The organism is Streptomyces sp. NPDC002867 (genome assembly GCF_053591895.1).
The window spans coordinates 1-18,984 of record NZ_JBSFUR010000078.1; the positions used below are offsets into that span (position 1 = coordinate 1).

The 18,984-nt window shown below is 69.8% G+C and carries 11 protein-coding genes and 1 pseudogene; 6 read left to right on the forward strand and 6 right to left on the reverse strand.

The window, feature by feature from the left end; translation table 11 throughout:
• Window positions 1-18: 18 nt before the first annotated feature.
• Window positions 19-600 (forward strand): carbonic anhydrase, encoded by a 582-nt coding sequence (locus ACWD0A_RS33420; RefSeq protein WP_451304315.1) that lies wholly within the window; start codon window positions 19-21, stop codon window positions 598-600.
• Between the two features lie 8 nt (window positions 601-608).
• Window positions 609-2,075 (forward strand): SulP family inorganic anion transporter, encoded by a 1,467-nt coding sequence (locus ACWD0A_RS33425; protein ID WP_451304295.1) that lies wholly within the window; start codon window positions 609-611, stop codon window positions 2,073-2,075.
• Window positions 2,076-2,336: 261 nt separating this feature from the next.
• Here the strand turns inward: ACWD0A_RS33425 and ACWD0A_RS33430 are convergent, their stop codons facing one another.
• On the reverse strand, window positions 2,337-2,513 hold the full coding sequence (locus tag ACWD0A_RS33430; RefSeq protein WP_451304297.1) for a hypothetical protein: 177 nt from the start codon (window positions 2,511-2,513) through the stop codon (window positions 2,337-2,339).
• A gap of 625 nt (window positions 2,514-3,138) precedes the next feature.
• Window positions 3,139-4,128 (reverse strand): translation initiation factor 2, encoded by a 990-nt coding sequence (locus tag ACWD0A_RS33435; protein ID WP_451304299.1) that lies wholly within the window; start codon window positions 4,126-4,128, stop codon window positions 3,139-3,141.
• A gap of 55 nt (window positions 4,129-4,183) precedes the next feature.
• On the opposite strand from ACWD0A_RS33435, the gene ACWD0A_RS33440 reads away from it, so the two are divergent.
• The 4 genes from ACWD0A_RS33440 (at window position 4,184) to ACWD0A_RS33455 (ending at window position 13,522) form a co-directional block, all read left to right on the forward strand.
• Entirely contained in the window at window positions 4,184-8,701 is a 4,518-nt protein-coding gene (locus tag ACWD0A_RS33440; protein WP_451304301.1) for a peptidase C14 caspase catalytic subunit p20, read from the forward strand.
• A gap of 57 nt (window positions 8,702-8,758) precedes the next feature.
• Window positions 8,759-10,168 (forward strand): esterase/lipase family protein, encoded by a 1,410-nt coding sequence (locus ACWD0A_RS33445; RefSeq protein WP_451304303.1) that lies wholly within the window; start codon window positions 8,759-8,761, stop codon window positions 10,166-10,168.
• A gap of 326 nt (window positions 10,169-10,494) precedes the next feature.
• On the forward strand, window positions 10,495-12,177 hold the full coding sequence (locus tag ACWD0A_RS33450) for a pentapeptide repeat-containing protein (RefSeq protein WP_451304305.1): 1,683 nt from the start codon (window positions 10,495-10,497) through the stop codon (window positions 12,175-12,177).
• A gap of 808 nt (window positions 12,178-12,985) precedes the next feature.
• Complete coding sequence (locus ACWD0A_RS33455) at window positions 12,986-13,522, forward strand: group II intron maturase-specific domain-containing protein (RefSeq protein WP_451304307.1); 537 nt, start codon at window positions 12,986-12,988, stop codon at window positions 13,520-13,522.
• A 148-nt stretch (window positions 13,523-13,670) separates the two neighbouring features.
• Here the strand turns inward: ACWD0A_RS33455 and ACWD0A_RS33460 are convergent, their stop codons facing one another.
• From ACWD0A_RS33460 to ACWD0A_RS33475, 4 genes and pseudogenes are all read right to left on the reverse strand, one after another.
• Window positions 13,671-14,387 carry a hypothetical protein gene (locus ACWD0A_RS33460; protein ID WP_451304309.1) on the reverse strand — a complete coding sequence of 239 codons (717 nt, stop codon included), beginning with the start codon at window positions 14,385-14,387 and terminating at the stop codon, window positions 13,671-13,673.
• A 73-nt stretch (window positions 14,388-14,460) separates the two neighbouring features.
• Entirely contained in the window at window positions 14,461-17,250 is a 2,790-nt protein-coding gene (locus ACWD0A_RS33465; RefSeq protein ID WP_451304311.1) for an ATP-binding protein, read from the reverse strand.
• Window positions 17,251-17,318: 68 nt separating this feature from the next.
• A pseudogene (locus ACWD0A_RS33470) lies at window positions 17,319-17,453 on the reverse strand (ATP-binding protein); the annotation flags it as partial.
• A gap of 429 nt (window positions 17,454-17,882) precedes the next feature.
• The gene (locus ACWD0A_RS33475; protein WP_451304313.1) at window positions 17,883-18,155 is read right to left on the reverse strand and encodes a hypothetical protein; all 273 of its coding nucleotides are present in this window, start codon (window positions 18,153-18,155) and stop codon (window positions 17,883-17,885) included.
• Window positions 18,156-18,984 lie beyond the last annotated feature (829 nt).

An 18,984-nucleotide genomic window follows, 5' to 3' on the forward strand; every position in this document is an offset into this window, starting at 1 on the left:
CAGGAGGAATCACCACGCATGCAGCCCCTCATCGACAACGCCCGTACGTTCGGACAGCGCCCTGAGGAGTTCGCCAAGCTCGCCGAGGGCCAGTCCCCGCAGGTTCTGTTCATCACCTGCTCGGACTCCCGAGTCGTACCAGCCCTGATCACGGGCGCCCGCCCCGGCGAGCTCTTCGAGCTGCGCACCGCGGGCAACATCGTCCCCCCGTACGTCTCCGAGCGCCCCACCGCCGAGGCCGCCACCATCGAGTACGCCGTGCAGGTGCTCGGCGTCTCGGACATCGTCGTATGCGGCCACTCGCACTGCGGTGCCGTCGGCGCGCTGGTGCGCGGCGACGACCTCGACGCCGTGCCCGCCGTACGCGACTGGCTCGCGCATGCCGCGGACAAGCCGGCGTCGGCCGACCCGGGCGACCCGGCGGTCGCCGCAGCCGTGCAGCACCACGTGCTCGCCCAGTTGCTCCGCCTGCGCTCCTACCCCTGTGTGGAAAAGGGATTGGCCGAGGGGCGGGTGCGGGTGCGCGGCTGGTACTACGAAGTGCACACCGGGACCGTACGCGAACACCGCGCGGACACCGACACCTTCGAGTCCCTGTGAGCGGTGCCATGGCTGCGACGACCAAGTTCCCCTACCTCAAGCAGGACTTCGCCGCCTCCCTCGTCGTCTTCCTGGTCGCGCTGCCGCTGTGCGTCGGCGTGGCCGTCGCCTCCGGCGTCCCGGCAGAACTCGGCCTGGTCACCGGCATCGTGGGCGGCATCCTCACGGGTCTGATGCCCGGCAGCAGCCTGCAGGTGTCCGGGCCGGCCGCAGGTCTGACCGTCCTGGTCTTCGAAGCCGTCCGCGAGTTCGGGCTGCCCGCCCTCGGCGTCATCGTGCTGGCCACCGGGCTGCTCCAGCTGCTCATGGGCGCACTGAAGCTGGGCCGCTGGTTCAGGGCCATCTCGGTCTCGGTGGTCGAGGGCATGCTGGCCGGCATCGGGCTCGTGATCATCGCGGGCCAGCTGTACGCGGCGGCGGGCCTGAAGGCCCCGGCGTCCGGCATCGACAAGATCGTAGGGTTGCCGGAGGCGCTCGTCCGCGCCCTTGGCAGCACCGAGGCCCTCGCCTCGCTCGGGCTCGGCGCGGGCACCATCGCCGTGATGGTGCTGTGGAAGCGGATGCCCAAGCGGGCCCAGGCGGTGCCGGGCGCGCTCGCGGCGGTCGCGCTCGCCACGCTCGCCTCGCTGGCGTTCGGCCTGCCGGTCGCCACGGTCGAGGTGCAGGGACTCCTCGGCGCGATCCAGCCGCCCGGGGCCGACGCCTTCGGCGAGCTGGCCGACCCGGCCATCTTCGGCACCATCCTCGCCTTCGCGCTGATCGCCTCGGCGGAGAGCCTGTTCAGCGCGGCGGCCGTGGACCGGCTGCACGACGGGCCGCGGACCGAGTACGACAAGGAGCTCATGGCGCAGGGCACGGGCAATGCCGTGTGCGGGCTGCTCGGCGCGCTGCCGATGACCGCCGTGATCGTGCGCAGCTCCGCCAACGTCAACGCGGGCGCGAAGACCAAGGCCTCCCGCGTTCTGCACGGCGTGTGGCTGCTGCTGTTCGCGGCCATGCTGCCGGCCGCCCTGGCGCTGATCCCGATTCCCGCCCTCGCCGGCATCCTCGTGCACGCGGGCTGGAAGCTCATCCCGTTCCGGCAGATCGTGCCGCTGTGGCGGACGCACCGCGGTGAGGCGCTGATCCTGGTGGTTACATCGGCGTCCATCGTCGCGGTCAACATGTTCGAGGGCGTGCTGATCGGTCTGGCGCTGTCGGTCGCCAAGGCCGCCTGGGATGCCTCGCACGTCAAGCTCGAGGTCATAGACAAGGGCGCCGGCCCGATCCAGGCGCACCTCTCGGGCAACGCCACCTTCCTGCGGCTGCCGAAGATCCTCGACAGCCTGGAGGCACTGCCCCAGGACCGGCCGGTCGAGCTGGACCTGTCCGGGCTGCACCACCTCGACCACGCCTGCCGCACGGCGCTGGAGAACTGGGCCGAGCGGCACAGCGAAACAGGCACCGAGCCGGTGAAGGTCACCTCGGCGAGCTGACACCCTAGGACAGGCGGGCGGCACGCAACCTACGTTGCGTACCGCCCGCCTGACGACGTGGGAACCGAATCACCCACCACAACTGCGGCCGGCCCTCCGCGACACCGGAGGCTCGCCGCTACGGCTGTCATCCGACCAGTGGGCCTCACAGCGACAGCCCCGTAACCAGCGACTTCGGGTTGACGGAGCCAACTGGCGCGGTCCACTGCGGCGGTACGCACGGCTACCTGGCTACGGTGTGCCGGATCCGACGAGGCGTGCTCAGCGAGCCGCCTCGTCAATGGCAGGCAGGTCCGCAGGCCTCCAGACCGCCTGCTTGCGAAGCAAGATCATGGCCTCGGCCATCACCTCCGCCACCAGACCGGCTGCCGCATCACCGTACGGCTTGCCAAGGACCGTTGCTGGCTCGTTGGAATCGTCAGCCCGCTCAGCGCTCATACCGGGACTGTGCCCCCGGTCGGTCTCCAGACAGCGCCGACTCACCGAACAGCGGTCCCGGAGACGCCCATAGAGCTACCGCATCAACAGCGATCGGCATCAATACAGCCAGGCGACACGGGCGACTACGACACCGCCATGCTCTGGTACGAGAGCCTGCAGGCGCAGGAAAGCAGGGCGTCGTCGCGAAGCGCGCCACCTCTGTCTACCGGCCGGGCCGGATCTGGCGCCGTCGCAGGAAAGCCGACCCGCGCCGGTCCGCACTCCCATCGGCGCGCGCCGCGCCTTCTGTGAGGAGTCGGAACAATGCGCTGGAACAGCCCGCCGAGGTTCACCATCCCCTCGGTCTGGTCGAAGCCCAAACTGGCCACCCGCGAGCGGCTCGTCCGCCCGCACGTCGCCCTCGCAGAGCGCGGCGGCACCCCCACCGTCATGCCGGACCGTCGCCCGGCCGTGCCCACCGTAGGCGTCAGGCGGGCACGGCAACGACGGAACCTGGAACTCCACGTACGCCGCCGTGGGCCCGTGGTCCGCCGTTGGTATGGGGTCACTCGTCCTCGGCTACGTCCCTCGGGGGAGGTCTGGGTGGGCAATCCGTTGAGACGTCTCGGCCCGGCCCCTCGGTTCAGAGGCCTCTGGCCGACATGACGCTCTGTTCGGCCTGCTCCACGTCGAACCGGCCGGACGGGTCACCGTTGTGGCGCTCCACGGCACCGCGTACGAGGGCGAGGTAGAAGAGGGTCGGTGCACAGGGCGTCCACCTGTCCTCTGGCCTGTCCGCGATGAAGCCGAGCACCGACTCCGGGTCTGCGTCCACGAATTCGAAGCGGTCGTGTTCCCATTTGTCGGTGACGCCTCGCGTCCAGCGAAGGCGCAGCGTCGGTTCGTCCAGATCGGTCAGGACCGCTCGGAAAAAGCCCGCCCACTGGTGGTTGACCAGGTCGAGCCCAAAACCGAGAAGCTCCAGACGAAGCTTGTCCGTGCTGTGAACGGCGAGTTCCTCGTGCAGAGCGCGGCGGGCCACCGCGTGCAGGCTGATCGGGCTGCCGTCCTTGGGCAGGTCGTGCTCGCGGGCCAGGCCTTCGTTGGCCGAGGAGTTCCACCGCGCGCTGTTCGGCCCAGCCACCTGGGCGCTGCGCCGGGAGAACAGAATCTTGCCGTCCTTGCCCGTCTCCACGGCCACATTGACACCGAAACTGCAGTTCATCCAAGCCGGGGCCTCGGCCGGATCTTTGTCCTCGAGATACTGCTTGCGCAGCGTGAGACCGTTTTCCTGCTGCCGCTCCAGATTCAGCGACGTGGTGAGGAAGTCGAAGTAGTCGGCGTCCCGCAGGGAAAGGGAGACCACGGGCTCCTCGGCCAGGTGAGTGCGAGTCACCACGACCCGGTCGACCGCGAAGCGCTCGTTGTTCCAGCGGTGCGGCAGGCCACTGGCCTCCTTGCGCTCCTCCTCCGCCTCGATGGAACGCCGCCAGGCCCCGATCTCCTCCGGGAACTCCACCCGCTCCGGGGTGTACCGGACGCGGACGTTCTCCTCGTGGATGGGCCGCGTCCCGTCCCCCTCGAAGAGGTGACAGCCTGTCGCCCGGCCGACCACGGTGAATCTGTCACGCATCGTCAACTCCGCTGGAAGTAGGGTTGGATGGAATGATGGGGATGTCGTCGACCGCATGATACGGAGCGATGTGGGCGATCAGCTGACGCTTCTGAAGACCGAGCGGCGCTCCTCTTCCCTGGTGGGCACCATCGCGGTATCCGACTACACGCATCCCGACGACGGCACGCGGCAGCGGCTGCGCCGGCCACGGCTGGCTCAGGTACGGCGCCGGTTCACGCAGACCCTGCGCGAGGAACTGGGGTTCGGGGAGAGCCTCCCCGTCGACCGGGGCGGTTCCACCCGGCGGCAACTGTGGGCCGGTCTGGAGGAGTTCCTGGCCGACAGCGCCGAACGCAAGATCCTCTACTGGACGGGCCACGGCGTCCAGCGAGGAGACGAGGGCTACTTCCTCGCCTGCGCCGACTCCTGGCAGTCAGGCGACTTTCAACCCGAGCGAGCCGTCTCCCTGGTCGAGCTCGTGGGCCGTCTCCTTCGGCCCGAGTACGAGACCGACACCCTTCTGATCGTCGACGCATGCTCCTCGCACGGCTACAACTCCCTCAACGAGGCGCTGCGCCACGCCCTGGACCTGGAGCGGAATACGGAGGTGTACAGGGCGAGGGAAACCCGGCGGGCGGGTTTCGCCGTCATCGGCACGTCAGGGGCCGATGCGCAGGTACCCGAGGGTCGCTGGGTTCAATGGCTGGAGGAAGCACTGGCCAAACCGGACTTCGTGGCGCCCGACCACGCGCGCCCGTTCGAACCGTCCGCCCTCTACCTTCCCCTGCCCTACCTGCGGGACGCCGTGGACGCGGAGGCCGCGGCCGCCGGTCTCGACGACCCCGCACAGCGACCGGGTTACATCGAGGTACGCGCGCTGCCGAACAACTTCCTGGACAACCCGTATTTCCATGCGTCGGACCGTCCGGAGTACAGGCCGGCTGTGATGACACGACGGAAGCCGTGGATCGAGGCCGAGCAGTTCGGCCTGGAGGAAGGAAGCCACCTCAGCCGCCACTTCGCAGGCAGACGGGACGCTCTGAGCAGGATCGTGCGATGGATGGAGACTCACCCGAAAGGGCTTCTCGCGGTAACCGGCCTGGCGGGGACGGGGAAGACGGCACTGCTCGGCCGCCTGGCCCTCACCTCCCTGCAGAGCTGGCGGGAGACACTCGGTCCGAAGCTCGATCCCGCGACGTTACCCCGAGCAGGAACCGTGCACGCGGCGCTGAGCTGCAGGGGGCAGTCCGCCCATTCGCTGGCCGCGTCCCTTCGCGAGGTGCTGGCGCACGTCGACGGAGCGCCACTCCTGCCGGGGGAACGGGTGACATCGAAGACGTACACCGACGCCTTCAAGGAGCTGGTCGACCGGGCCGGTTCGGTGAACCTGCTCTTCGACGCACTGGACGAGGCTCTCCCGGACCAGGCACACGACATCGCTCGTCACCTGCTCAACCCGCTGTCCGGGCTGCCGGGCGTCCGCGTGATCGTCGGTACACGCGCCCAGCCCCGCAGACGTACCACCGCGCCCACGGAGGAGGAGTCGCTCCTGGACACACTCGAGCAGAGCGTCGAACCCGTGGTGCTGGCAGACGACGCGGAGGCGCGCGCGAGTATCACCGGTATGGCGATGTCGGTCCTGGACGCGGAGCACTCTCCGTACCGGGGGAACGGGCGGGGGAAGGAGGACCGTGACTGGACGGCCGAGACCATCGCAGCGCAAAGTCAGGGATCGTTCCTGGTGGCCCGCCTGGTCGCGACCGAACTCTCCCGTCGGACCCAGGTCGCCACCGAAGCCGATCTCCTGTCGTGGATACGCAACGGCGGCATGGACCTGCGCAGGCGGCTCGCGGAGGAGACAGGACATCTTGAGAGGCAGCCGGGTGCGCAGCGCGCCCGTGAGGTATTGCGGGCGCTGGCGGTGATCCAGGGACCCGGGCTGACACCGGATTCGACCTGGCTCACACTGTCCAACGCGCTGCGCGACGACGGCACACCCGAGCTCACCCTCGAGGACTTGCGGCAGGTCTGCCGGAACGCCGACGGCGGTATCGTCGCTACGCGGAAGGACGGCGGACGGGAGGCGGCGAACCGTGTCCGCCACCAGCTGGCCCATCCCAGTTACGGCGATTTCTTTCTCTCCGATGCCGGACTGAGCACACAAGAGGCACACCGCAGGGTGGTCGAAACCCTGCGCGCCCAGGCCGGGACCGACTGGAGCGAGGCCGACGACTACACCTTCGAGTACCTGGGTGCCCATGCCGCCCAGGTCGGGCCGGCCGTCCTGCGAGAACTCTTCCAGGACGTGCACTTTCTCATGAGGACGAACCCCGATGTCATGCTGCCGCTCGCAGCAGGCCTCGCCCGGAACTGTGACGGGGCCGCGCTGTACGGCCGGGTCGCGGGTTCGTTTCCCCGCACGCCCTCCCCGTTGCCGCTGCCGGCCCTGCTCGCACGGAAGGCTCTGACCAGTGCCACGGCCTTCGTCAGCCACCGGGACGCGACCTACCGGGCACTGCAGCGCATTGACGGCTTCCTGCCCTGGCAGGAGTACTGGACCGACGTGCGGCCGGCCCCTCCGGAATGGCGTCGTGCGGCGCCTGTGGGAGGAGCAAGAGCGCTGAGCTGGCGTGCGGGGACCGCAGTGGCGGCGCTGCCCCCCGCGGACACGCTGACTGCCGGCGGACTGGGGGAGATCCAGGTCCTGCATCCGGAGTCGGGCGCCCGGCTGCTGACCCGCCGGCTTCCCCGGTCCGGAGGCGAACGCGGAAGCATTCTCAGCGAAGTGCGGGAGGTGGGCACCGGGCCCCGCTGGGCCACCGTCGCCCGTGACGACCAGGCCGTGTACTTCTGGCGCGCCGGTGCCCGCGTCCCTGATCAGGAATACCGGTGGGGCGGCACCGTACGTGCCCTGGCCACAGCTGAGATGGCCACGGAGACGATCGCGCTGGCGGCCGACGGGTCCCGCATCTGGGTGTGGTTCTGGAAGAGCGGCATGCAGCAGTTGGGCACCCACCTGGCGGACATCCGCACGGTGGACGTGCGGCATCTCGCCGCTCTGACCATGGGGACACGCCTGTTCGTTCTGGCCGCGGGGGAACGTGCCGAACTGTTCGAGGTGGACCGACCTGTCAACAGAGTCGGCGGTCTACGCGCCGAGCAGGTGGAACTCGGTGCACTCGACTATCCCGCTCTGGCTGCGGCCGCGGCCCGCACACCACGCCGCGGTACGACTCCGGAGCGAGGCTGGCTCGCCGTGTCCGACGGACACCAGGTGCGCGTCTGGTGCTGCGAGACCGGCAACGCCGTCCACGGCGCTCCACCAACCGTGCGACGCGTGGCGCAATTCCGTTCCAAGGCACAAGGGCTGGCCTTCGGCCGTCACGGCGACGAACTGCTGCTCGCCGGCTACGAAGAAGTCGTCGTACGGATCTGGTCCGTCGAGGAACCCGGACGTGAGGCGGCTTTCCAGCTGGACGCACCCCGGCAGGGCGCCATGGCCTTCGAGCCCCGCGGACACGGGCTGCTTGCGGTGGCCGACGGCCCGGACATCCGCTTCGTGGACGTGGTTCCGGCCCTGGAAGCAGGCCACGAGACTCTTCGGCGGCCGAGCAACGAGCGCCCCGCGGTCGCCCTCGCCCCGGCGCCCAGTGGGCCGCCCCTGCTGTGCCGGACCTGGGGCGACCGGGTTCGCGTGTCCCGCCCCGAGCGGGGAGCCCCGGCCGGCCACCCTGCCACCGAGCTCACCCACGAAAGAATGGTGACAGCAGTGGACGCGGTACGGGTGGCGGACGGTTGGGCGGTGGCCGCCGCGGCGGGACGAACCGTACGACTGTGGCGGCTCGACGAGGACTTGTCCGTGGTGGCCCATCAGGACATCGCGCTGGGCGGTGATGCCGGGCAGCCGGCTCGCGCGCTGAGCCTTGTCGCAGACCGCTCCCGGGCGACGCTGCGTCTGTGCGTACCGGACGGCCGGCGCCTGACCCGCTACGAGATCCCGGTCGGCGACCCGTCTGCCGAGACTACGACGGGCGAGATCAGAACCGACTCCGGCTTCTGCGGCATCGACGCCAGGATCATGAGGGACGGCACGTACTGGCTTGCCGGAGACCTCGGAGACCAGCTGAGGGTGTGGCGGGAGCACGAGGAAGGCGTGGAGCAGAGCATCCGTATGGGCGCCACTCCCACCTGTCTTGCCCTGGGGGAGCTGTACGACGAGGAGGACGCCGAATCCCTGCCCCTGCTGGCCTGGGCGGACAGCGGCAGCGTCTATGTGAAGGACTGCTCCGGTGAGGGCCTCCACCCTCCGGAACGACTCGAGGGATTCTTCCCCCAAGTGACCTCGCTCGTGTTCGCAGGTCCCGTGGAGCGGCCCGTGCTCCTGCTCTGCACCGAGCGGACGTTCTCACCCGCGTGGGACGTCTGGTCCAAGAGATGGCTGGACGGTCCCGGGATCCCTTCGCGCGGCTATGACGTCCAGGCCGTCGACACCGCTCCCGACCCGGAGGGTCTGGTGGTGGCGCTGCAGGGCAACGACCGATGCGACCTGATCCGACTGCCGCGCACCTTCTTCTCGGCCGATGCGCGGTGACCGTGGACCGAGTGGCAGCCGTGCGACAACGCAGGAACTGGCGAAGGAGAGAGCGGAGTGGAACATGACCTTGTGGTCTTCGTACCCGGTTTTCTCGGCACCCGACTGTGCCGCGACGGCCAGGACGTCTGGGCGAGATGCAGTGAATCCCTGATCCATTCGTCGCCCACGGCCGGGACGCTGGCCGGGGTGGCCCTGCCACCGGGACTCGGCGACGCGCTGCCCGAGGACCGTTTCCGTCTGGACGCCGGTGAACTGCTCACTTCTCCGGATTCGGTGCCCGGGCTGATGTCCTGTACGGGTTATCCCGACATCCGTGCCGCGCTCGGCGACCCGCTCACGGCGCAGTTTGTTTCCTTCACCTATGACTGGCGACTCTCCCACCGACTGGCCGCCAGGCAGCTGAGGACACGGGTGGCGAAGGAACTCGACCGGTGGAGCGAGCAGGTCGACGCGCATTACCCGGACCGTCCCGACGATCCGGGAGTCATTCTGGTATGCCACTCGACGGGTGGCCTGATCGGGCGTCACTACCTCGAGTGCGAGGACGGCCGTAAGACCGCCCGAGCCCTGGTCACTCTCGGCACTCCCCAGAAGGGTCTGGCGCAAGCCGCCCGTCTTCTGGCCGGTCACGCGATTCCCGGCACCAACGGTCCGGGGGCCGGCGCATGTGCCAGGCTGAACGAGGTACTGCGCGACTGGGCCCTCGACCTGCCCGCGGTTGCCGAGATGCTGCCGGTGTACGCCGCCGTCCGGCCCGAGGGGAAGAGCCGGCCGCGGACGGTCGCCGACCACCGGTATCCGGTTCCCGGCCTGCCTGCCGCCGCGGTCCGTGATGCCCTGGGCTTCCACGAGAAGTTCAGGTCGGCAAGGGACGGGCACCGTCGCACCGACCCCGACGGCCGACTGCCGTACACGGTGCACTGCCTGGGCAGCGGTGACTATCCGACGCCCGAGGCCATCACGCTCTCCTGCGACGGGTCATACGTCACCTCCGGCGACAACACCCCCCTGGGGCCGGGGGACGGAACGGTGCCGCGACTGTCCGCCCTCGCGGACTGGGCCGTCGGGGATCAGAGCCCGATGCTCTGGACCGGTTTCCGGAACGCGGACATGGCGAGCCCCGCCGCTCTGCGGGACGTGCTCATCGCGGTCCGCAGGGGAAGCCCTCCGGGCAGCATGCTCGCCGGGGACGAGGGCATCGCTCTGCACTTCCCTGCCCCCGCCGTCGTCGCCGGCCAGCCGTTTGCGGTCGAACTGCTGGGACACAACCTTCACGGGCGCAATCTGCGGACATTCATGTGGCGGTCGGGCAGGACGGCCAAGCAGCCCGTCGTCTTCGAGGAACACGGAACCGACCGGTACCGGGCGGAACTGGAAGCGGCACCCGGCCGCTGGTGGGTCGAGGCGGTGGTCGACAGCCCGAAGCGCTTCGACCGGAAGGACGTCACAGTCTTCGCCGCGTGAGACAGGGAAGGGAGTAAGCCATCACATCTCCGTCCGAGGCCGACGCGCACGACGCTCCTGACTGGCCGCAGTGCGGGCACAGTGACGCCGGCAAGCGCTGCCGAGGTCGCAGGGTCGGGACCTACGCGGCCTGCCTGGCGCATCTGGACGCCGGTGAGCGGGCTGCGCATCTTGCCGGTCTGGCTCCTGGCGCCGACATCGACCACCGTGGCACTCTCCTCACACAGGGTCTTCTGGATGAAGTGCTCACCCGGCTCCGGGAGCCGACAACGGGACGCGCTCTGCTCGGGCAGGTGGAGTTCGACGGGGCCCGGTTCGCCGGCGATGTGACGTTCGAGCAGATCGACTTCTCCGGCTTCTGCTCCTTCGGTACGGCGGAGTTTGATGGGAGCGCTTATTTCCGCGATACGCATTTCGCACAGGACCTCAGGTTCGGGAACACGAGAGTCGCCGACGAACTGTGGCTCGAAGCCACCACCATAGACGCCGATGCCTGGTTCTACGGAGCCCGCATAGAGGGTGTACTTCGGTTCTGCGTCGACCGCGTCGGCGGCAGTGCGATGTTCAAAGGCGTCACCACAGGGGAGGCCCACTTCACGGGAGTGCGCTTCTTGGGTGTCGCGCGCTTCGACGGAGTCGTCGTCCATGGCAGTGCGTACTTCGACGGCGCCTTCTTCGAGGACGGCGCAGATTTCGAAAAGGCGGTGATCGCCGGCCCTGCCTGTTTCGACGGGACGCACTTCCACCGGAGTAGAGCGTGCTTTGACGGAGCGGAGTTGGGTGAGGAGGTCCTGTTCTCCGAGGCTCATTTCCAGACGGGGGCCACTTTCGCCGGGGCGAAGGTCGGCGGCGATGTGTCGTTCTGCCAGGCCCGCCTGGAGGGTGACGTGAGCTTTCGGAGAGCGGTATTCCGCGGCACGGCCATGATCGGCCCTCTGGTCTGCCCGGGGCTGGTGGACCTGTCCGACGCGGTGTTTGAATCCGCGGTGACGTTGGAGGTCGCCGCGGGTGATCTTCGCTGCCGGCGGACGCGTTGGGCGTCCACCGCCGCGCTTCGGCTGCGTCATGCCGCTGTCGACATCAGCGACGCCGTACTTGAGTTCCCGGTGACCGTCGCGGGTAGGTCAAGCCCGTTCGTCTCCCCCCTGGACGAGCAGATCGACGAGCCGGGCCTGACCGACGCCCGGGTGCGCGTGATGTCGGTGAGCGGTGTGGACGTCGCACACCTGGTGCTGGCCGACATCGATCTGACGGGCTGTCGCTTCGTGGAGACGGTCCACCTGGACCAGCTGAGGCTCGAGGGCCGGTGTGTTCTGCCGCTGCCGCCTGAGGGAGTGTCCCGGCGGGGCTGGTTCCCGGTGCGATGGACGCGTCGCCGGACCTTGGCTGAGGAGCACCACTGGCGTGCGACCCGGTACGGCACGGTCGGGTGGACGCCTGCCCCACAGGGCGTCGAGACGCACGAGCCCACCGTTCTCGCACCGGTCTACCGGCAGCTGCGCAAGGCGCTGGAGGACGGCAAGAACGAGCCGGGCGCGGCCGACTTCTACTACGGCGAGATGGAAATGCGCCGGCACGACCTCGAGGCGCCCCGTGGCGAACGGATGATCCTGGGGCTGTACTGGGCGGTGTCCGGGTATGGTCTGCGGGCCGCCCGTGCTCTGGCGTGGCTGGGTCTGGCCATGACGGCCACCGTGCTGGCCATGATGCTGTGGGGTCTGCCGCAGGACGATCCGGACCTGGTGAGCAAGGGCAGGATCGACGGCCGCAGCGTGACCCTCACCACGAAGAAGCCCGACCCGGCCAACCCGGAAGGGCCGTACCGTCGGCGTCTGTCGACTGCGCGGTTCGAGAAGTCCTTGAGGGTGGTGGCCAATTCGGTGATCTTCCGTGCCTCCGGACAGGACCTGACCGCCGCCGGAACGTACGTCGAGATGACCGCCCGCCTCGTCGAGCCGGCTCTGCTCGGGCTTGCGGTTCTTGCCGTGCGCAGTCGTGTCAAGAGATGACGAGGCGTCGACTGAGAGTTCAGTGGTCCTTCGGGCTCTTCGCGGCAGGAGCCATCCTGGTCTCCCTCCAGCGTCATGTGCACTGAGTGTCTCCGGCCGGGTTAACGGCCGGTCGCCTCGCCGTCGTAGCGGCGAGGTGAAGCTGGAGGCAGCCCGAACCGGGGATCGCCGGGGAGGGCAAGAGCAGCCTCGACAAAGTCGGGTCGGCCCAGCAGTGCCGGATGGGTCGGGCCCGGTGAGCGAGACGGGAAGGTATACGCGAGGAACCGGCGTCATTACGCCTCTTGAGTTCTTGCCAGCTCCAATCCAGTGGATATGGGCTGGTCAGCGGTGCGCAACCGCCCGGAAGGGCGGGGAACTCCCGGTCCGGTGTTGACTGCTTGGGCTGGGAGGCCACGACGAAGGTCTACGGCGTAGCCGTGGCGAGGTCGCAGGGGCAGAGCCGGGTGCCTAACCCGTCAACCGAACAGCAGTGAACGTGGGAACCGCTCGTGGCCGCTCCCCGCGACCGGGTCAGCCGGGCCGGACAGCGGGGATAGGCGCGATGCCTGCCGATGGGGGTGAGCGGGGCGGAGCCGTCGTAGTACTCGGAGCGACGGTTCGGTGACCTGTTCAACCTCGTCTACGACCCGGCGTTTCGAGCACTTCGCCCGGCAGTGGCAGCAGGAGATGGGCAGCTACAAGCGGCGGGTCACGCGCAGGAGGCACGGCCTGGGCAACTGGCGGCTGATCCGTTTCGGACGACTGCGTACTGATGGTCTCCGGGGAACGCCGCCATGCCGAGGCCCTGCGCGAAAAGGTGGCCGGCGTGCTCGCCCCAGTGGGGCTGCGTCTGGCACCGGAGAAGACCCAAGTGGTCCATATCGACGAGGGCTTCGACTTCCTCGGCTCCCACATCCGCAGGGAGCGGAAACGAGGAACACAGAAGCATTACGTCTACACCAAGCCGTCCAAGAAGGCGATCCAGTCGATCAAGGACAAGGTGAAAGGCAGAACACGCAGATCAGACCTGCACAGGGTCGTGGACGAGCTGCTGGCCAGTCTCAACCGCACCCTGCGCGGGTGGGCGAACTACTTCCGGCACGAGGTGTCGAGGGCGGTATTCGGCACGGTCGATGACCACGCGTGGCATCGCATCGTCCGCTGGATCTTCCACAAGCACTCCCGGCTCAGCTGGAGGGAACTGCGCCGTCGGTTCTGCCGGCCGGGCCGTTGGAAGCTCATCTGCGACGGAGTCGAGTTCACCGGCGCGTCCAGCGTCAAAGTGATCCGCCACCGCTACCGCGGCAGCAACATTCCGACCCCGTGGACACCACGACCGGCAGTCGCCAGCACCAGCGGCTGACCACCGGCCAAGGCACGTGGAGCGCCCGTTGCGTGGAGACACGCACGGCGGGTGCGGCGGGCGGGCCGGGGAAACGGGCTGGCCGCAAGGCCACTACCGCGCCCCGGCCCGACCCAGCCGCAAACGGCGGTGATCAGTCCTCTGGCGGTCATTCCCCGGAGACCTTCTCCAGCTTATTGATCTGCTCGGTCGCCAGGCTGTCCGGCAACTCGACGGACGCCCCGGTGCCACTGGCGGTGATGAACAGCACGATGGTGGCACCGCTGCGTACGACCGCGATGGGTTCCGGCGATTCGCCCTTGGTTGTCAGCTGGAAGGCCACCGCGTCGTCGCCCGCGTCGGGGGCGGTGATGGCTTTGACGGCGGTGTGGGCGGGCACACCGCCGTCGTAGGAGGTGCACTTTTCGAGAGAGGTACGGAGGTCGGAGAGAATGCGCTCGGCGTCGGACTGCTCGTAGGCCATGAGGCCAATGGTGGTGGCGGAGCCGGCCGAGGGGCCGGAGGTTGCGTAGGCCAGCTTGCCGACAACGGCTTGGGGAGACGGGTCGAGGTCGGCGACACGAACGTTCTCGACCGGCTGGCAGGCGGCAGGCTCAGCGATGGAGCCGCCGTCGGGCTTCGCGGGCGGCCAGTCGGTGATCTGGAAGCCGTCCGCGTCAGCGCCGGACAGCGCGGCGGACTTCAACCGGTCGGTGCTGAGGGCGTCGGCGGGGGCCTGGGTCTGAGTTTGCTTGGTCGTCGCGGATGCCTGCGGGGAGGAAGGGCTGCTCTTCGCACCGGTGCCGCCGTTGCTGGTCCCGCCGCTGCCGCAACCGGTCAGGAGAGCCGCTGTGAAGAGCACTGACATCGTCGCCTTGACCCGCACTTGCTGACTCCCAGCTCTCGGCATTCGTTGGTTCGATCTTTCCGGGCGGGGAGTCGTGGGGGTATCGGTGAGACTACGTAATCTCGTCGCGGAGTTCGGCGCGGGCGTGGAGAGCGGCGAGGGCGGCCCGGGACGCGACACCGGTCTTGCGGTAGATGCGGGCGAGATGAGTCTCGACCGTACGGGGGCTGAGATAGAGCCTGGTGGCGATGGCGGGAGTGGTGAGGCCTTCGGTGACCATGGCGGTGATCTCGCGTTCGCGCGGCGACAGGGACACGACGCCCGGCCGGTCGCCTGCGGCGGCGGACATGGCGGCGCTGACCTCGTCCGCCAGGTTGACCAGCTGATGGGCACCGCCTGCCACGGCAAGGTGCCGGGCGCGCTCCCACATGACGCGGGCGCGCTCCGGGTGGCCGGTGGCCGCTGCCAGGGGGGCGGCGAGCAGCAGGGTGCGCGCTTCCCAGAGCGCCGAACCGCCACGGGCCGTCTCGGCCACCGCGAGGTCGGCCAACTCGGCCGCCGCCGCCGTGTCACCGTGGCCGAGCGCGATATGGGCGGCGCTGCGCAGGGCGGAGGCTCGCTGCGCAGGCAGTCCCAACTGCTCGGCCTCCTTCCGGGCACGTTCCGCCCAGGGCACGGCTGCGGCCGGGTCACCCAAGGCGACCGTGGAGGCCACCAACGCCTCGATGAACAGCGGTCGCATGGACGGCTGGAGTCCGTTCAGGTCGTCGCCGCCCGCACGCAGCAGGGCCGCCCGTGTGCGCGCGGGCTCGCCGACGTGGATCGCCGCGTAGCCGAGCAGGCACCAGGCGATGGACGCCCACCAACTGGTGCTCGTTCCGGCCGCCGCAACCGCTTCCTCGGCCACCGCCAGTCCTGCCCGGTCGCCGGGCGGGAGGGTGTGGACCAGGGCATGGGCTTTCTTGGACAGGACCAGTGCCAGCAGTTCGTCGCTGCCGATGCCACGGGCGATGGTCTCGGCCTCGTCTGTGAGTTCTACCGCCGAGGTGAGTCGGAGGGTCTGGATGTGGACATGCGCCTTGCACAGCAGCAGGTGCGGCAGGACGTGGAGTTGGCCACCGCGCCGGGCGATGGCCAGGCCTCTGTCGGCGTGCCGTTCCGCGTCGGCGTACCGCTCCAGGAAGGTCTCCGCCCAGCCGAGGCGGGCCAGTGGCTCGCACAGGCCCGCGAGATCGTGGTCGGTCAGTGCGTCCACGAGCGCCGCCGCGCGATCGGTGACGTCCCGGGCGGCCGGCATGATGCCTTCGTGCGCCTCCCCGAGGGCCGCGACCGCGAGGGCGCCCGCCTCAGCAACCTCGTCGCCCAGCGACCTGGCCAGCTCGAGGGCGCGGAACAGGTCGGGACGCACCTCCCTGTAGTCGGTGGCGTGCGGCGCGGAGGAGCCCAGTTCAAGACCGAGTTCGATGGCCTGGGCCGGGGATGGACCGGGCGTACGGGAGAGTTCGCGGCGGAGCAGCGCGACCGCCTCTGTGTACCGGCCGAGATGACGCTCCATCACAGCGCAGAGCGTCACGGCGGAGGCCCGTAAACCGGCAGCAGCCGCGTCGCCCGGCGGTGACATGACAATCACCTCGTGCAGCAGGTCCCGGCTTTCGCGCAGGCCTCCGCAGACGCCCAGCGCACGCGCCCTCCACAGCATCAGCTCACGCCGCCGCGCGGCGTACTCCGGCGTGTCCGGCAGATGCCGGAGCGCCACCTTCAGCCAGTGGGCGCAACTCGCGGGGGCGGTGGCGGCGGATCTGTCGGCCGCCTCGGCCAGTACGGCTACGGCCTCCGGGTCCCATCCGGTCAGCGACCGCTCGACGTGGTGGGCGCGTTCGGCGGCGGACGCCCCGGCTTCGGCCAGTCCGGCCGCGGCGTGGCGGTGCATCCGGGTCCGCAGGCCGGGGTCCATGCTCTCGTGCACAACGGCCCGCAGCACCGGGTGGCGCAGCGTCCACCGCCCGCCGTGGCCGGGGCGCAGCAGATCGCGGCCGGCCAGCGCCGTCAGGTCGGCGTCAAGTCCGTCGGCGTCGGACTCGTCCCGGCCGGTCACTACGGCGAGCAGGGCGGAAGTGGCATGGTGACCGAGGACGGCCACCGCCTCGACGGTACGGCGCTGCGCGGCGGTCAGCGGTGTCAGCTCGTCCAGCAGAAGGGCGCCGAGCCCGTCGGCATGCCGGGCCTGGAGGAGGGCGAGGAAGTACAGCGGATTGCCGTCGCTGGCGGTGTACAGCTCGGCGGCACGGCCGGGCGGCAGGCCGGGGGCGAGACCAGGCGCCAGTTCCTCGACGCACGCGCGCTCGGTGAGCGGCCCGAGGCCCAGCCGGAGCACCGTGCCCGTGTCGATGCCCCGGGTGAGCGCGGCGCTCAGGGAGGCCGTGGTCTGGCGGTCGCGCCGGGCCACGACGACCACGACGGAGGTGGACGGAGGATGCCGGACGAGGTGGTCCAGCAGTTCCAGGGAGGCCGGATCCGCCCAGTGCAGGTCGTCCAGGGCGACGACGAGCCCGGGGCCGGTCCCGGCGATCCGTACGAGGAGCTTCGCGACCGACCGGTGCAGCTCGAACCGGTCACCGACGCTGAGCCCATCATCGAGGCCGACGCCGAGGTCGAGTTCGGCGAGGGCGTCGGTGAACGGCTGATAGGGGATGTGCCGCTCGTACTCCGTGGCCCGGCCGCGCAGCACTGTCATGCCCCGGTCCTCGGCCCGCCGGCAGAACTCGGCCATGAGTCGGCTCTTGCCGATCCCCGCAGCCCCCGTGAGGTCCACCAGCGACGGCCCGCCGCCACTCCCGGGCACCCGGTCGAGCACCGCCTCCAGGCGCGACAGCTCTGCCGCCCGGCTCACCAGCGGAGTCATGCCGCCCACACCATCACGTCCCCCCGCGCGTACCGCACTTGGCTGTTGGAGAGTTTACGTACACCTATCCTGCCGACCCCGGTCGGCCCGAGCAGGGCCGCGAACGAAAAGTCGTACTCGTCCAGCGTCTTGTGGTGCGGGAGCCTCCTCAGCCGCAGGCCCTGGCGGAAGCGCCTGTCATCGCGCACGGCCACCCTGGCGGAGGTCGGCGACGACCGAACCCGCTTCGCGAGCGCTGCTCTTCCGCTGCCTCCAGAACGGCCGGATCTCCGACGAGACGACCGCCTTCCCGAACCAGCAGACAGCACAACTGACTGCTGCAGCAGCTTGACGCTTATCCGCGTGGGAGGTCTTGTCGGCGGCCACGGTGTCAGGGCGGGGCCGGGGCCGGCCGACCGGACCGCGGACCTTCATGTGCTCCAGGACGGCGGTGAAGCGGGGGCTGCCAGCGGCCTGGCCGGGGGTGAGCACGAGGGACAGCGGGCGGCAGCGGTGGCCCGCCGCCAGGTGCACCTTGCCGGTCAGTCCTCCGCGTGAGCGGCCCAACTCAGCGACGCGAAGGCAGGCCTTGCGCCGTCGGCGCATCCGCCGCTGTTCCTCACGGGCCGCGTCGGGCGGCTCGTTCCGGTCGCCTACCGGGGCGTTTCGCCCCTTTGGCGAAACGCCTTTTCCTCGGCAGCCGCCTTCTCCAGGGTCTCGAGCAGTTTTGGGTCGACGGCCATCCCGGCGGCGTGGTGATGGGCCCGGGCCGAGGTGGAGTCCACGCTGACCAGGCCGAGGTTCACCTGGCCGCGCGCGGCGGCCTCGGCGATCACCGCTTCCATCAGGGTCTGGAAGACTCCGGACCCTGCCCACAGATGGAACCGCCCGTAGACGGTGGACCAGGGCCCGTACTGCTCAGGCATGTCCAGCTGGCTGGAACACGGCCGAGGCCGCCGGCTCCGCGTCACAGCCCGGCGGCCCGGGCACAGCGGTCCGGTCGGGTGCAGCACCGTGGGGGCGCCCGTTCTCTCCCTGGAGGGTGGGACGCTGCGCCGTCCGCGTCGCCGGGTGGTGGCGGGGCGCTTTGCTTCCCGCTAGCTGTGTGGGGGTGCTCTGCTGTGCTGCGGTTCGGGCGCTGCGTGCTCTCATGCACCGGGGCCGCGGTCGGTCATCGGGGGTGCTCAGGGTCCGCCGGTCCGTGCTTCCTCGCTCCGCGCTGCCGTTCCCCTCGGCCCACCGCTCGTCCCCTCGCCAGTGCCGTCGCGCACTCAGCCGGTCCTGTCCTGCCCCTGGTCGGGTGCTGCTCCGGGATGGCGGTTGGGACCGTGCCTGCCGTGCTGCGCCTCGTCCCTGCCGCATCGGTGCCGGGGCCGATGAGCTGGCCCGCGCGGGCTCCCGCCCCGGACCTGGCGCCGCTCGAGGGCCGACAGGCTCCCGGCTCGCTTGTCCTGTTCGGGCCCTGGCGGCCCTGCCCTGTAGCTCTGAGCGAAGCCCCGCGTCTGGCTGCACGTCCGGTTCAGGACCGACTCGCTGCGTGTCATGGCGTGGAGGGCTGAGCGTGTTTACGTCTCCGAATCCATACGTGCAGCGCCGGGTTGTCCGTATCGTCAGGCACACGCCGATTCTCTGGGGGTGGGGCATGGATGCAGCCTGGGGTGGGTTGCGTCCTGAGAGGTGGTGTACGGGCTCCCACCTGATCCGGGCGTTTGTCCTGGCGTCGGAGTGAGTGTCCGGATACAAGAACGGCCACCG

Coding starts and splice junctions, on each gene's coding strand:
- ACWD0A_RS33420 (WP_451304315.1), top strand. CDS start 19: ATGCAGCCCCTCATCGACAACGCCCGTACGTTCGGACAGCGCCCTGAG.
- ACWD0A_RS33425 (WP_451304295.1), top strand. CDS start 609: ATGGCTGCGACGACCAAGTTCCCCTACCTCAAGCAGGACTTCGCCGCC.
- ACWD0A_RS33435 (WP_451304299.1), bottom strand. CDS start 4,128: ATGCGTGACAGATTCACCGTGGTCGGCCGGGCGACAGGCTGTCACCTC.
- ACWD0A_RS33440 (WP_451304301.1), top strand. CDS start 4,184: ATGATACGGAGCGATGTGGGCGATCAGCTGACGCTTCTGAAGACCGAG.
- ACWD0A_RS33465 (WP_451304311.1), bottom strand. CDS start 17,250: ATGACTCCGCTGGTGAGCCGGGCGGCAGAGCTGTCGCGCCTGGAGGCG.
- ACWD0A_RS33430 (WP_451304297.1), bottom strand. CDS start 2,513: ATGAGCGCTGAGCGGGCTGACGATTCCAACGAGCCAGCAACGGTCCTT.
- ACWD0A_RS33475 (WP_451304313.1), bottom strand. CDS start 18,155: ATGCCTGAGCAGTACGGGCCCTGGTCCACCGTCTACGGGCGGTTCCAT.